Origin of the sequence: Arthrobacter sp. BE255 (genome assembly GCF_031457335.1) — a bacterium.
Lineage (GTDB): Bacteria > Actinomycetota > Actinomycetes > Actinomycetales > Micrococcaceae > Arthrobacter.
This window is the reverse complement of record NZ_JAVDWK010000002.1, coordinates 41,305-56,001: the sequence shown is the minus strand read 5'-3', so window position 1 is coordinate 56,001 and position 14,697 is coordinate 41,305. Positions and strand designations below refer to the sequence as shown.

Genomic DNA, 14,697 nt, shown 5'->3' with positions numbered 1-14,697 from the left:
GTGGGCCATGCAGTGTGCCCACGGGCACCTATGCGGAGATCGCCATGAGCCACAAACTTTCCCATCACAAGCTTCGGATTGTTGTCCACGTTGATGTGGACCGCGGAAACATCAGCGTTGATGTCGGCGGCTGCCTGACGCAAAACAATTTTCCGGCACTGCTGCACCTGCTCCTCCGGGCGCAGCGCCTGGCCTCCGCCCCGCAGATAGCCCTTGACCTGCGGCACGCCATCCACCTCGACGCCGGAGTGCTGGCGCATCTTCGCCATGTCGCCAGTCCGGGCTCGCACCGGGCCGGGCAGCACGCGGCCATCCACCACGCGATGGGGCTTGCTGCGGCAGCGGCGCTGGAGGAGGCGGGCGACTTCCGCCTGTCGCTGCTCGAGCCGGTCTACCTGCCGGTGTGCCCCATCCATTCGGCCGCCGACTTCGAAGCGGCCCGGCGGGACGCTGCCGACGCCGCGGTGGTTGGACACCCCAACCAACCCACTGACCAGGCCCATCCAGTGCGCCCGTCCCGCGCTGCGGCAGCCAAGCGTTCCACGCACGAACGTGCAGTTAAGGCCCTCCGCGTCCATCATTGAGGTCCTTATCTGCACGTTCGCGCGGGTATTTTGCCCCTAATCATCCACGTGCGCCAGTCAATGACGCGCTCGGGACCCTCAACATGCCCGCATTCCCGCGGTTTGGATAAATAGGTCACAAAAGTTTGACGAAAAGGCAAGCCTAAGTAAGGCTTGCCTTGCTAAGACCCCCGACGTCAAAACTAAGGATGACCACCGTGCCGCTGCTGCCCCGTGTTGATGAGATGTACATGGATGAAAATCGGGTGAGCGAAACCCTGCCCGGGCAGGATTTCGGCTCCCGCGTGGAGCTTGCCCTCGCTGCCACCAACCATCTGTTCAACACCCGGAACTCCAACCGTTACGTGGCGCAGGTGCTGCAGGGCGTCAACGCCGTTGCCACCAAACTGGACCGCACCGCCCGGCCGTTCACCGGCGTCGGGCCTGCCGAAATGAAGGCGCGCATCGGCGCTGTTGACCTGGACCGGCCGCTCCCGGACACCGCCGCGGCCCTTGAGGAGCTTGAGTCCGTCTATCTCCGGGATGCTATCTACTTCCACGATGCCAAGTACGCCGCCCACCTGAACTGCCCGGTGGTGATCCCGGCCCTGGTTGGGGAGGCCATCCTCTCTGCGGTGAACTCCTCGATGGACACCTGGGACCAGAGCGCCGGGGCCACCATGATCGAGCGCCGGCTCATCGACTGGACCGCCGAGCGGCTGCAGCTGGGGGCTGCGGCCGACGGCGTGTTCACCTCCGGCGGCAGCCAGTCCAACCTGCAGGCCCTGCTGATCGCCCGCAACCACGCCGTCGCCGGCCTGCGTCAGGAACCGGCCAACACCGGCCATCGGCTGCCCGCCCTGCTGGAAAAGCTGCGCATCTTCACGTCCGCGGACAGTCATTTCAGCATCCAGAAGTCCGCGTCGATGCTGGGGATGGGATTCGACGCCGTCATCTCCGTCCCGTGCGCCGCTGACCACAAGATGGACCCCGCCGCCCTCGCCGAGGCCATGGCGGAAGCGCACGACGCCGGGCTGGTGCCGATGGCGGTTGTGGCCACCGCCGGAACCACCGACTTCGGCGCCGTGGACCCGCTCACGGAGCTTGCCGCCCTGACCCGCGCCTACGGCGCGTGGTTCCACATTGATGCCGCCTACGGCGGCGGGCTGATGGTTTCGAACCGCTACCGCCACCTGCTGGACGGCACGCGGCTGGCCGATTCGGTCACCGTGGACTTCCACAAAACGTTCTTCCAGCCCGTCAGCTCCAGCGCCCTGCTGGTCAGGGACCGTGGCATGCTGCAGCACGTCACCTACTATGCGGACTACCTGAACCCGGAAAGCGCCGCCCTGGCCGAGATCCCCAACCAGGTGGACAAGAGCATCCAGACCACCCGGCGCTTCGACGCGCTCAAGCTGTGGCTGACCCTGCGCATCATGGGCGCGGACGCGATCGGCGCCCTGTTTGACGAGGCCATCGACCTTGCCACCCGGGTGGGCTCCGTGCTGGCGGCGGACGACGACTTCGAGCTCGCGGCAGACCCGCAGCTGAGCACGCTGGTCTTCCGGTACCGGCCGCTGGTTGGCCGTTCCCGGCTCTCCGAGGAGGAGGCAGATACCCTCAACCCGGCCATCCGCGCGGCGGTCTTCGCCTCCGGCCAGGCCGTAGTGGCCGGCACCAAGGTGGCCGGCCGGCACTACCTGAAATTCACCCTCCTCAACGCCGAGGCAACCCTGGAAGACATCAGCGAGATCATCGGACTGCTCCGCCGCACCGGCGCGCAACTGCTGGCCAACACCGCCACCGACACCGCCACGACGGGAGCATCCGCATGAGCACGACGGACTTGGGCACTACTGCAGAACCGCGCATTTTCGACTTCGCCGGCATCGGCGTCGGACCCTTCAACCTGGGCCTCGCCGCCCTCAGTGACCCGGTGGACGGGCTGGACGGCGTCTTCCTGGAACAGCGGGACTCCTTCGACTGGCACCCCGGCATGATGCTGGAGCCGGCCCACCTCCAGGTGCCGTTCATGGCGGACCTGGTGACGCTGGCCGACCCCACGTCGCCGTATTCGTTCCTGAATTTCCTCAAGCAGACCGGGCGCCTCTACCGCTTTTACATCCGCGAAAACTTCTATCCGCTGCGGGCGGAGTACAACCAGTACTGCCAGTGGGTGGCCGGCCAGTTGCGGTCCGTCCGTTTTAGCACGGCTGTGCTGGATGTAACGTACGACGCCGGTGTGTACCGTCTTTCGGTGCAGGGCCCGGCTGGTCCGGAGGTTCTGCTCGCGCGTCGCCTGGTGCTGGGCACAGGCACCTCGCCCTATGTGCCGGCCTCCTGTGACGGAATAGTCGACGCGGCGGCCAACGGCGGCGGGGGACTCGTCCTCCACAACGCTGACTACCTGTCGAGGAAGGGTGAGCTGCAGGCCAGGCGCAGCATCACGATCGTGGGCAGCGGCCAGAGCGCCGCGGAAATCTACTACGAGCTCCTGCAGGAGATCGACGTCCACGGCTACCAGCTGAACTGGGTCACCCGCTCGGGGCGTTTCTTCCCGCTGGAATACACCAAGCTCACGCTGGAGATGACCTCGCCCGAGTACGTGGACTACTTCCACGGGCTGCCGCAGGACCAGCGCGACGGCCTGATCAAGAGCCAGAAGAACCTGTACAAGGGCATCAACTCCGAGCTAATCGATGCCATCTACGACCTCCTCTACACCAAGAGCCTTTCCGGCATGGTGGACACCCAGCTCCTCACGCACTCCTCGCTGACCGGCGCCGCGTGGGATCCGGCCGCCGGTTCCCACACCCTGCAGCTCAGGCACGAGGAACAGGGCAAGGACTATGCGCTGGACAGCGAGGCCGTGGTCCTGGCCACCGGCTACACCTACCGGGAACCGGGCTTCCTGGCCGGCATCCAGGACCGGATCGCCAGGGACACCGCCGGCCGGTTCGCCGTGGCACGCAACTACAGCACCGGCGTCGAATCCGGGGAAATCTTCGTCCAGAACGCCGAGCTGCACACGCACGGCTTTGTCACTCCTGACCTGGGCATGGCTGCCTACCGCAACTCGTGCATCCTGCGTGAGATCACCGGCCGCGAGGTGTATCCCGTGGAGCGCAGCATCGCGTTCCAGCAGTTCGGCGCGCCGGAACCTGTTCCGGTGGGAGCAGGCCCCGCCAGGAAAGAGCAGGCGGAAAAAGTGGAGGTGTCCGCGTGAGCTTCACGTTCCGCTGCGTGGATGCCGTTGCTGACGCACCCCTCCTCCACAGCTGGGTCACCCAGCCGTACGCGTCGTTCTGGGGGATGCTGTCCGCCACAGTTGACGGGGTTGTGGAGGAGTACACCAAAATCCAGTCCAGCGGGCACCACCATGCCCTGCTGGGGCTCGATGGCGGCGTCCCCGCCTTCCTGATGGAGGAGTACCGTCCGTCCGCCTCACCGCTGGCCGCAGCCTATGCCGTGCAGGACGGCGACATCGGCATGCACCTGCTGGTGGCGCCGCCGTCGGGAGGTCCCACGCCGGGTTACACCGCCGCGGTGATGGACGCCGTCCTGGACCGGCTGTTCGAGAAGCCGGGCGTGGAACGCGTTGTGGTGGAACCGGACGCCCGTAACACCAAGATCCATGTGCTCAACGGGCGGCTCGGATTCCAGCCGGCAGGAGTCGTGACGCTGCCGGACAAGGAAGCGCTGCTCAGCTTCTGCACCCGCCAGGACTACCTTGCCGCCCGCGCAGCGCTCCGAAACCCCCAAGACCTTTCCCACGAACTTTCCGCCCCGATCCACCAGGGAGCCACACTGTGACCACTATCGAGCTGGACCCAACCGCCGCCGCCATGGCCGGAACCACCGCGGACACCGTCCCGCATCTCGCACCGGAGCGCTGGGCCACAGCCAACCGCCACCTGGTCCGCAAGGCACTTGCCGAATTCCTGCACGAACGCATCCTGGCGCCGCAGCGACTGGGCTCCGGCGCGGGCGCCGCAGACCCGGCTGAGCCCGCGGTGTACGTGGTCCGCAGCGACGACGGCTCCACCGCGTACTCGTTCACCGCCCGCATCCTCGAGCTGGAACACTGGTCGGTGGACGCCGCGTCTATCCGCTGCACCCGGAACGGCGGGGATGCCGCCCCCGACGCGCTGCATTTCATTACCGAGTTCAAGGGCACCCTGGGGATCCGCGAGGAAATGCTCCCGGTCTACCTTGAGGAGATCAGCAGCACCCTGGCCGGCCACTCCTACAAGCAGTGGCTCGGGCAGCCCTCGGCCCGGGAGCTTGTTGCCGGCGTGACCGGCGGAACCGACCCCGCGGCGGATTTCCAGGCCATCGAGCGCAGCATGACCGAAGGCCATCCGTGTTTCGTGGCCAACAACGGCCGGCTGGGCTTCGGCATCAGTGACTACCGGGCGTTTGCCCCGGAAACCGGGGCTCCCGTCCGGCTGGAATGGATCGGGGTGCACAGCAGCAAGGCTGTTTTCACGTCCAGCGCCGGGCTGGACTACCGGGCCCACCTCGAGGCCGAACTGGGTGCCGGGGTCCTGCAGTCATTTGACGCGGAATTCACGGCCCAGGGCGTTGACCCGGCCGAGTACTTCCTGATGCCCGTGCACCCCTGGCAGTGGGAAAACAAGCTCACCGTCACGTTCGCGGCCGAAATTGCCCAGCAGCACATCCTCCACCTCGGGACGGGCCCGGACAGCTACCAGGCCCAGCAGTCCATCCGCACGTTCTTCAACACCAGCGCCCCGGCAAAGAGCTACGTCAAGACGGCGATGTCCGTCCTGAACATGGGCTTTATGCGGGGCCTCTCGCCGCAGTACATGAAAGCCACCCCGGCCATCAACGACTGGCTGCAGGACCTGATCCGTTCGGACGAAGCCCTGCAGAAGCGCGGCCTGGCCATGATCAGCGAGATCGCGGCCATCGGCTACCACAATGGCTACTATGAGGCCGCGTCCGCCAAGGGCTCGCCGTACCGGAAAATGCTGTCGGCGCTGTGGCGGGAGAGTCCGCTTCCGCTGCTGGAGGACGGCCAGCAGCTGGCCACGATGGCATCGCTGCTGCACGTCGATTCTGCCGGCAAGCCGATGGTGTCTGCCCTCATTGAGCGCTCCGGACTGGAACCGGCCGACTGGCTGCGCCGCTACTTCGAGGCCTACCTTGTTCCCCTGGTCCACTGCCTCTACCGGTACGAACTCGCGTTTATGCCGCACGGCGAGAACGTGATCCTGGTGCTGGATGACGGCGTGCCCGTCCGGGCGGTCATGAAGGACATCGCCGAGGAAATCGTGGTGATGGGGGACAGGCTGGACCTCCCCGAAGAGGTGTCACGCATCCGCGCGGACATTCCCGACGGCGAAAAGGTCCTGGCCATCTTCACCGACGTTTTCGACTGCATCTTCCGCTTCCTCGGCGCGCTGCTGGTGGAGGACGGGAAGCTCAGCGAGGATCAGTTCTGGGGTACCGCAGCCCGGGCCATCCAGGATTACCAGGCCGAGAACCCGGAGCTGGCAGACCAGTTCGCCCGCCACGACCTGTTCGCCGCCGACTTTGAACTGTCGTGCCTTAACCGGCTGCAGCTGCGGAACAACCAGCAGATGCTTGACCTGACCGACCCGTCCGGGGGGCTCCAGATGGCAGGCCGGCTGAAGAATCCGCTGGCAAGGTTCGCCACCGCCGGCTGACCCTCCGCAACCCTTAGCGCGAACGTACAGTTGGGGCCCTTTAGGAGGGCCTCAACTGTACGTTCGCGCTTTGGGGCGGGCGTTAGGCTGGGGGCATGACGCCTCGGGACGCTAAGACCACAGCCCTCATCACCGGAGCCAGCGCCGGGCTGGGGGCGGAGTTCGCCCGGCAGCTGGCGGCCCAGGGACACAACCTGGTGCTGGTGGCCCGGGACCGGGCCCGGCTCGAAAAGACGGCGGCGGACCTGGAACGGCGGTACGGGATCACGGCTGAGGTGCTCCCCGCGGACCTGACGGACGACGACGGGGTGGCCGCCGTCGTCGGACGCCTTAGCGCCGCGGAAAATCCGGTGGGTGTCCTGGTCAACAACGCGGGCATCGGCCTGCTCCACAACTTCGAGCAGAACCACATCGACGAGGAGAAACGGCACCTGAAGCTGCACGCTGAGACCGCGATGGAACTGACGCACGCGGCGCTGCAGGGCATGCTGAAACGCGGCTCGGGCCGGATCATCAACGTGGCCAGCGTGGCGGCTTTCCTGCCGCGCGGCACGTACTCGGCCGCGAAGGCGTGGCTGCTCAGCTTCAGCCGCTGGGCCAACCTGGCCTACTCGGCGCGGGGCGTGAAGGTTACGGCGGTATGCCCCGGCTTCACCCACACCGAGTTCCACGACCGGATGGGCATGGACAAGTCGGTTGCCCCTGCCTGGACCTGGCTGACTGCCGAGCGAGTGGTGCGTGAAGGCCTGGCCGACAACCTCCGCGGCAAGGCCGTGTCCATCCCGTCGAAGCGCTACAAGGCCCTGGCTGCTGCGGTCCGCGTGCTGCCGGACCGGCTAGTTACCGGACCGGCGCGCAAAGCGAAGTAGCGGGTTCTGCCCCGGCAGGGTCCTGACCGTCACGACGACAAGGATTCCCACGAGCGCGCCCACAAATGTTTCCACACCGCGTTCCAGGATGAGCACGGAGGGGTCGGTCGGTGCCGCCAGTTGCGTCATCAGCAGGATCACGGGCGTGAAGGAGACCATGGCCAGGCCGTAGTGCCGGGCCATAAAAAGCTCTGTGGTGAACTGGAAAACGATGACCAGGACGGCCAGGACCGCCACCTGCTGGGCTGCGAACAGCGGCGCCAGCGACCACGGGGCCTGGACAAGGACGACGGCGGTGACGGCCAGTCCGAGGAATGTCCCCACAATGCGGTGGATCCCCCGCCGGACCCGGCTGGGGAGGTCGGCCCCGGCCAGCGGGACAGCGGCGGCCGCCATGGCCCAGTGCGGATGTCCGCTGCCGCTGATGACCCCGATGGCTCCGGCCAGGCCGACAGCCAGGGTGTACCTGGCCGCGTGCACGGCGGCCGCCCGCCCTGCCGCACCGCGGAGGGACACGACGTCGCGCGCGGCTCCCGGCTGCCATGCCCGGACGCGGACCCAGCCGCCGAAGCCCACCACCAAGGAGAACGCCGCCGCTCCTGCGGCGATCAGCAGGGCGGCATGCCAGGGGACGGACATGGGTACCGAGGCGCAGGCGCCCAGGGCCAGGATGCCGAAGAACGGGCCGTTGGGCTTGAGCTTCACCCGGTCCGAATACACTGAACCGACTCCGGCCAGCACCGCCTCCACGGCCACCAGCCACCACGACTGGAGGTGGTTAACGGACAGGAAGATGCCCACAGCCACCCCGCTGAGGAGGACCAGCGCAGCCTGGGACTGGTGCCGGAGCCGCAGCTGGTGCGGTTCGGACCGTCCGTACATCCCTGTCAGGGCTCCGAACACCGCGTACATGATCAGGTCTGCGCGCCCCAGGAACAGCAGGAGGAGCGAGGGGACAGCGACACTGAGGGCAACGCGGAGCGCCGCCAGGTGGTCGTTGTTCGCGGGTTCCAGCCGGTGGAGGGCATGGACCTGCCGCAGCACTGGCTTCACGCGTCGACACCCCTCATGTGGTTGGCTGCCCCCGGGCGGGGCCTTTCAAAATTATCTCCCGGCGCACGGCTAAGGCCCGCCCTGCGTGCTTCCCCCAAGGAAAGAACGCGGGACGGGCCTTTGAGCGGGCCGGACAAACAGCGGCTACAAGACGGCCCTGGCAGGCCGGTTTGTTCTCAGACTCCGGCCGGAACCTTAGGCGCCGAGGCGTCGGTGATGTCCTGGGTTTCGAACGGCATGTCGTCCAGGTCGATCAGCGGGTTCTCATCCTGGGTGGCAACCAGTTCCCTGGCCTCCGCCGGGGTGTCCACGCTGGGCATGGAGCCGGGCAGGGGCCGCTGGGCTGATTCCTTGAGGAAGTAGATCGCCACTGCCCCGATCACGGAGGTGCCCATCAGGTAATAGGCCGGCATCATGTCGTCGCCGGTTGCGCCGATGAGGGCTGCGACGATGAACGGCGTGGTGCCGCCGAAGATGGCCACCGAGAAGTTGTAGGCGATGCCCATCGCGCCGTAACGGCTCGCCGTCGGGAACTGCGCCGGAAGGGCGGAAGCCAGGTTGGCCACGTAGAACGTCACGGGGAAGGCGATCAGGGCCAGGCCGGCCAGCGTGGACCAGACTTCGCCGATACCGATCAGAAGGAAGGCCGGGATCGAGAACACCACGGTGCTCACGGCGCCGATCCACAGTACGGGCCGGCGGCCGATCCGGTCGGAGAGCTTGCCGGTCAGCGGAATGCAGACGGCCATGATCACCAGGACGGGGATGGTCAGCAAAGTGCCATGGACGGGGTCGTAGCCCTTGGACTCGGTGAGGTACGTCGGCATGTAGGACGTCAGGGCATAACCCACGGTGTTGGCCGCTGCGGCAAGGATCATGGCGAGCACAATCTGGCGCCAGTAGGCCTTCACGATGCCGATCGGGCCCTTGGCTACGTCCGCATCGGCTGCGGCAGCATCCTTGCCCAGGGCTTCCTGGGCGTCCAGGGTGGCCTGGAACTGGGGGGATTCCTCGATCTTGTTCCGGAAGTACACGGCGATGAGGCCCAGCGGTCCGGCGATGAGGAACGGCAGCCTCCAGCCCCATTCCTCCATGGCGGACTGGCCAAGCGTCAGCTGCAGTACGGATACCAGTGCGGCACCCATGGCGAAGCCGATGTAGCTGCCCATGTCCAGGAAGCTGGCAAAGAAGCCACGGCGCTTGTCCGGCGCGTATTCGCTGACGAACGTGGTGGCGCCGGCGTATTCACCGCCGGTGGAGAAGCCCTGCACGAGCTTCAGCAGCACCAGGAGGGCCGCGGCCCAGATACCGATCTGCGCGTAGCCGGGGAGCAGTCCGACGGCGAACGTGCTTGCCGCCATCAGCATCAGTGTTGCTGCCAGCACCTTCTGGCGGCCGATCTTATCGCCGAGCCAGCCGAACACAACACCGCCGAGGGGGCGGGCGATGAAGGTGGCCGCGAACGTTCCCAGCAGGAACAGCGTCTGGACCGACTTGTCTGCCTCGGGAAGGAAGACGGGTCCCATGGTGGTGATCAGGTAGCCGAACACGCCGACGTCGTACCATTCCATGGTGTTACCCACGATGGTTCCGCCGAGTGCTTTTTTCAGCATGGGCTGGTTGACTACATTCACGTCGGACTCCTTGAGCCGGCGACGTGCAAGAATCTTAGGTTTCCGCACACTGGGTGGTGCGCTTGGTGGCATTACATTGTTGGTTCCGCTGGCGGTGTTAACGCCTGCTGAAGAGTCGGTCGTGCTTCGGTCTGTGGGCATTTGGGCAACTCCTGTGGAGGTCATTTGCTTGCGACTTGTAGCTGCCCCGCTCTGGGCAGGCCTTCAATTTTACGCGAATTCCGTGGCAATTGAGAGTTCGATGCCGTAGGATCACCCGTTTCAGGGCGTTTTCGGCCATTGTTGTCTGATTTCTTTTCGCCGCTTTGGCCGCGCCATCACTGGGAATCAGCCTCGGCAGGGCCATCGTTACGCAATCTTTTCCTTCCAGGCCGCTTTTGGGCTCCTTTTGGCAGCCCGTTCAGGTCCAATCGTGACGCCCGCCACGGCCCGTCCGGCCACTGCAGGACGTCCCCACCGGCCCAAGACAGGGGTTCACAACCGAGGCGCAAGCTGCCTATTGTTGTGCCATGGGAACACTGATTCTTGAGTAGGCGGACGCCTGCGGCCCGGACTGCCGGCCCCCGTCCACGCTGATCTCGTCAGACACGCTGATCCTCCTCAGAAAGGTTCCACCCAATGACTGAACAAAACACTCCCAGTGAGCCGGCCACCCCTGGCGAAAAGCCAGAAGCCAAGGGCATCAGGGCCGGGCTCACCGAAGCGCAGCGGGCCATGCTGGCCAGCAAGTCCCGGGGTGGCGACTCCGGGCTGCAAAGCGTTGGCAAGAACCACAAGCCCACGCATGCAAGCGGCAAACAGGGGCCGGTCGAGAAGAAAGTCCGCTGGTAATTCCAGCCCCGGAAAGGCACTCCAGTCTTACTGCTGGTAAACACTTCATTTCATTGCGGAAAGGAAGAAAAAATGGCTGAAAAACATACTGGGTCCAAGGTCGCACCGGAGGTCGCGGAACATCTCGCGGCAGCCATGAACGCGCCGTCAATGCCGGGGCCGGCCACCATTGCCGTGAGCACTGCCATGGCGGGGATGCAGCGCTGGCCGGACGGAAACGGCAAGCGCCGCCATCCCAAGGAACGGGGTTCCTCCCACGGACGGGCCGGCCAGGAAGCAGCGGTCACGGCCGTGCACCGGACCGGCCGCCCGCAGATGCCGCACTCATCCTAGGAATCCTGGGCCGGACGACGCGCATCTGACCTGTCGACACGCAAAATACCTGGCGACACCCATATACGGGTGTCGCCAGGTATTTTGTGTGTCGCCAAGGAATTCGCACGTCGCCGGCGCTATGACTCGTCGACCACTTCGTCCGCTTCCTTGTCCAGCCTCCAGCCCCGCCACACCGGATGCCGGAGCTTCCCGCTGCCGGTCCATTGGCCGAAGGTCACCTCGCCCACCAGCCGCGGCGTCACCCAGTGGGCGTCGGCGGCGTCCTCACGGGGCACGTCGTCGAACGGGGAGGTCTTCCGGGCCAGGCCGTCCACTGTCTGCCGCAGTTCCTCCAGTTCGCGCAGGCTGAACCCGCTGCCCACGCGGCCCACGTACCGCAGCCTGTTGCCGTCGGGGATGCCTACGAGGAGCGAACCCACCGAACTTTGCCGCCCGCCTTTGCCCGGCCGCCAGCCGCCCACCACCACTTCCTGGGTCTGCTCCAGCTTGATCTTGATCCAGGTCCTGGTCCGCTGCCCGCTGACATACCGGCTGTCCGTCCGCTTGGCCATCACGCCCTCAAGCCCCAACTCCTGCGCGCTCTCCAGGATGTCCTCGATCCGGTCATCCAGGACGGGGGACAGCTCCACGGGGGCGGCCGACGGATGGTGGAACTCCTCGAGCCGCTGCCGCCGCTTGCCGAACGGAAGGCGGCGGAGGTCCTTGCCGCCGTCGGACAAAAGATCAAAAAGCATCAGCCGCACCGGAATGGCGGCCCTGGCCTTGGCGACGTCGGCGGGCCGGGTCAGCTTCATGCGGCCCTGCAGTACGCCGAAGTCGGGTTTCCCGGAAGGCCCGACGGCGAAGATCTCACCGTCGGCAACGAACGACCGGTCCGGCCAGCAGGCCCGGTCGGTCAGTTCGGGGTAGGTTGCGGTGACGTCGTTGCCGTTGCGGCTGAAGATGCGGACCTTCTCCTGGTCAGCGACGATCACGGCCCGGACGCCGTCCCACTTGAGTTCGTACTGCCACTCGCTGCCGTGGAGGTCGGCGGCGGTGCCGGCGGTGGCCATCATGGGCCTGAGGTCTTCAGCGGCAGCCCGAGACGCCGGCCCGGGCTCCTGTTCGCCGTTTTCCTTCCCGTCGGGTCCGGTATCGTCCCCGTCGTCCGCCGGGGCCTTTCGCGGGTGGAACGTGTGGTGGTCCTTGTCCATCAGGTGGATGAGCCACTGCCCGTCCGAATCCTTGCCCTGCCCCCGGCCGGTGTTGATCAGGGCGAACTTCCTGGTCCCGCCCAGGCCTCCGCCCTCGGAGCCGGTGAGCGTCGCAATGACCTCCCGGCCGTTGATCCACTTCTCGAGTTCGTACGTGCCGTGGTCCCAGATGGTCACCTCGCCTGCGCCGTACTGGCCCTTGGGAATGGTGCCCTCAAACGTGGCATAGTCCAGGGGATGGTCCTCGGTCTGGACCGCCAAATGGTTCTTGCCGCCTGAGTCGGGCACCCCCTTGGGCAAGGCCCAGGACACCAGCACGCCGTCATGCTCCAGCCGGAAATCAAAGTGCAGCCTGCTGGCGTGGTGCTCCTGGATGACAAAGGTGTCGCCGTTTCCTTCGGCGCCCGTGAACGGTTCGGGCGTCGCGTCCGGGTCGCGCATCGAACGGTACTTTTCGAGCCGCGGGTGAGTGCCGCCGTCGTGCTTGGTCCCGCCTGGGTTCCCGGAACCGCTGGCGACGGCGGCGAACGGGTCCTTGCCTGCCTTCACCCGGCGCATCACGGCCTGATAGTCGAGGTGCTCGAGGCTGGGGGAACTGAGCTCCCGCCAGGTCCGTGGCGCCGCAACCATTGGCGTAGGCCTGCCGCGAAGCGAGTACGGCACGATGGTGGTTTTGGCCGCGCTGTTCTGGCTCCAGTCCACCAGGACCTTGCCCTTGCGCAGCGTTTTCTTCATGTCGCTGACGGCGAGATCCGGGTGGTCGGACTCCAGGGCGCGGGCCAGTTCGTGGGCAAAGTCCGAAATCTGGTCGAAGGTCTGGAGTCCGTCCAGGCCGGCGTAGAGGTGGATACCCTTGCTGCCGCTGGTGACGGGGATGGGGTCCAGGCCCACGTCCTGCAGGATGGCCCGGGCCAGGAACGCCACCTCAACGCATTGCGGAAGCCCGGCGCCGTCGCCGGGGTCCAGGTCCAGCACCAGGCGGTCCGGATTCAGCTGCCTGCCGTGGGAGTCCACCTTCCACTGCGGCACATGGATTTCCAGCGAATTGATCTGGCCGAACCAGGTGAGCGTGGCTGGATCGTTGACCATCGGGTAATAGATGGTGCGGTCCTTGTGCGTGATGGCCGCGCGCGGGAGCCAGCCCGGCGCCGAATCCTCCAGGTTCTTCTGGAAAAACACTTCCCCGGGGCTGGCCGCCGTGCCCACACCGTTGACCCACCGCTTGCGGGTGGCGGGACGATTGGCGGCTGCCGGGATCAGGACATGTGCCACAGCGGCGTAGTAGGCCAGGACATCGGCCTTGGTGGTGCCGGTCGCCGGATAGATGATTTTGTCCAGGTTGGTCAGGGTCAGTTCCCGCCCCGCCACCCGGACACGCTCCTTAGCGCCGGCCAAAGGTCTTCACCTCCGGCCCTGCGTGCGGTTCACTTGAGGGATGAGAGCCATCTGGAAAGGTGCCATCGCGTTTGGCCTGGTCAACGTGCCCGTGAAGGTCTACAGCGCCACCGAGGACCATGACATCAGCCTCCACCAGGTCCACAACGCCGACGGCGGCCGGATCCGGTACCAGCGGCGCTGCGAGGTGTGCAGCCAGGTCATCGACTATTCGGACATTGACAAGGCCTTTGAGGACGGCGGCCGGACCGTGGTGCTGTCCAAGGACGAGCTCAAGTCCATCCCGGCGGAAAACAGCCACGAGATCGAGGTGGTCCAGTTTGTCCCCTCGGAGCAGCTGGAACCCATGATGTTCGAGAAGAGCTATTACCTGGAGCCGGACTCCAAATCGCCCAAGGCCTATGTCCTGCTGCGCCGGGCTCTGGAGGACACGGACAGGGTGGCCATCGTCCAGTTCGCCCTGCGTGAGAAGACCAGGCTGGGGGCGCTGCGCATCAAGGACGATGTGCTGGTGCTGCAGTCCCTGCTGTGGCCCGACGAGGTCCGGGAGGCCAGCTTCCCGGCCCTGGATGAGTCCGTCCGCATCTCCGCGCAGGAACGCGAAATGTCCGCTGCCCTCGTGGAGTCCATGGCCGCCGATTTCGATCCGGACCACTTCACCGATGACTACCAGATCCAGCTCCGCACCCTCATCGACGCCAAGCTGGAAAAGGGCGACTCCCTGGACACCGACGAGACGTTTGGTGTGGAAGCCGGCGAAGGCGGCAAGGGTGAAGTTATCGACCTGATGGAAGCCCTCAAGCGCAGCCTTGACCGGAAGCGCGGCGGTGGTGCCGCGGCGGCCGCCAAGGACACCGACGCCGACGAGGACGAAGCAGAAGAAGCTCCGGCGAAATCCGCTGCCGGGAGCAAGTCCGGACCAAAGAGCGCGGCTGGAACCAAGACTGCGGCTGCAAAGTCCAGCACGGCAAAGTCCACCGCCACAAAATCCACTGCCACCAAGTCCACCGCCCGCAAGTCCGCGGCAAAGGCGGACTCGTCGGCTGCCAAGCCTGCGGCGAAAGCCACCACCACGCGGGCTCGAAAGGGCGCGTGATCCTGCACGCGCGGCTGATGCTGTGGACCTCAGG

At 66.1% G+C, this 14,697-nt stretch carries 12 protein-coding genes; 9 read left to right on the top strand and 3 right to left on the bottom strand.

Going from position 1 to position 14,697, the window contains the following annotated elements:
* Positions 1-44 precede the first annotated feature (44 nt).
* From J2X42_RS03625 to J2X42_RS03600, 6 genes are all read left to right on the top strand, one after another.
* Positions 45-584 (top strand): hypothetical protein, encoded by a 540-nt coding sequence (locus J2X42_RS03625; protein WP_310162310.1) that lies wholly within the window; start codon positions 45-47, stop codon positions 582-584.
* A gap of 230 nt (positions 585-814) precedes the next feature.
* The gene (locus J2X42_RS03620; RefSeq protein WP_310163339.1) at positions 815-2,398 is read left to right on the top strand and encodes an aspartate aminotransferase family protein; all 1,584 of its coding nucleotides are present in this window, start codon (positions 815-817) and stop codon (positions 2,396-2,398) included.
* Positions 2,395-3,789: a lysine N(6)-hydroxylase/L-ornithine N(5)-oxygenase family protein gene (locus J2X42_RS03615; protein WP_310162309.1), complete on the top strand. Its 1,395-nt coding sequence runs from the start codon at positions 2,395-2,397 to the stop codon at positions 3,787-3,789. The genes J2X42_RS03620 and J2X42_RS03615 overlap by 4 nt, the downstream gene beginning before the upstream one ends.
* Positions 3,786-4,376, top strand: coding sequence for a GNAT family N-acetyltransferase (locus J2X42_RS03610; protein WP_310162308.1), 591 nt, complete (start codon positions 3,786-3,788; stop codon positions 4,374-4,376). The genes J2X42_RS03615 and J2X42_RS03610 overlap by 4 nt, the downstream gene beginning before the upstream one ends.
* A 32-nt stretch (positions 4,377-4,408) precedes the next feature.
* The gene (locus J2X42_RS03605) at positions 4,409-6,256 is read left to right on the top strand and encodes an IucA/IucC family siderophore biosynthesis protein (RefSeq protein ID WP_310163335.1); all 1,848 of its coding nucleotides are present in this window, start codon (positions 4,409-4,411) and stop codon (positions 6,254-6,256) included.
* 95 nt (positions 6,257-6,351) lie between these two features.
* Positions 6,352-7,125 (top strand): SDR family oxidoreductase, encoded by a 774-nt coding sequence (locus J2X42_RS03600; RefSeq protein WP_310162306.1) that lies wholly within the window; start codon positions 6,352-6,354, stop codon positions 7,123-7,125.
* Here the strand turns inward: J2X42_RS03600 and J2X42_RS03595 are convergent.
* Positions 7,093-8,178: an FUSC family protein gene (locus tag J2X42_RS03595; protein ID WP_310162303.1), complete on the bottom strand. Its 1,086-nt coding sequence runs from the start codon at positions 8,176-8,178 to the stop codon at positions 7,093-7,095. The two genes, J2X42_RS03600 and J2X42_RS03595, sit on opposite strands and share 33 nt — an antisense overlap.
* A gap of 176 nt (positions 8,179-8,354) precedes the next feature.
* Positions 8,355-9,953: an MFS transporter gene (locus tag J2X42_RS03590; RefSeq protein WP_310162302.1), complete on the bottom strand. Its 1,599-nt coding sequence runs from the start codon at positions 9,951-9,953 to the stop codon at positions 8,355-8,357.
* Positions 9,954-10,430: 477 nt separating this feature from the next.
* Between J2X42_RS03590 and J2X42_RS03585 the strand changes: the two genes are divergently transcribed.
* The gene (locus J2X42_RS03585; protein ID WP_310162299.1) at positions 10,431-10,643 is read left to right on the top strand and encodes a hypothetical protein; all 213 of its coding nucleotides are present in this window, start codon (positions 10,431-10,433) and stop codon (positions 10,641-10,643) included.
* Positions 10,644-10,715: 72 nt separating this feature from the next.
* Entirely contained in the window at positions 10,716-10,976 is a 261-nt protein-coding gene (locus tag J2X42_RS03580) for a hypothetical protein (RefSeq protein WP_310162297.1), read from the top strand.
* Positions 10,977-11,095: 119 nt separating this feature from the next.
* Here J2X42_RS03580 and J2X42_RS03575 read toward each other — a convergent pair whose 3' ends face one another.
* Positions 11,096-13,567: an ATP-dependent DNA ligase gene (locus J2X42_RS03575; RefSeq protein ID WP_310162295.1), complete on the bottom strand. Its 2,472-nt coding sequence runs from the start codon at positions 13,565-13,567 to the stop codon at positions 11,096-11,098.
* Between the two features lie 40 nt (positions 13,568-13,607).
* Between J2X42_RS03575 and J2X42_RS03570 the strand changes: the two genes are divergently transcribed.
* On the top strand, positions 13,608-14,663 hold the full coding sequence (locus J2X42_RS03570; protein ID WP_310162294.1) for a Ku protein: 1,056 nt from the start codon (positions 13,608-13,610) through the stop codon (positions 14,661-14,663).
* Positions 14,664-14,697 lie beyond the last annotated feature (34 nt).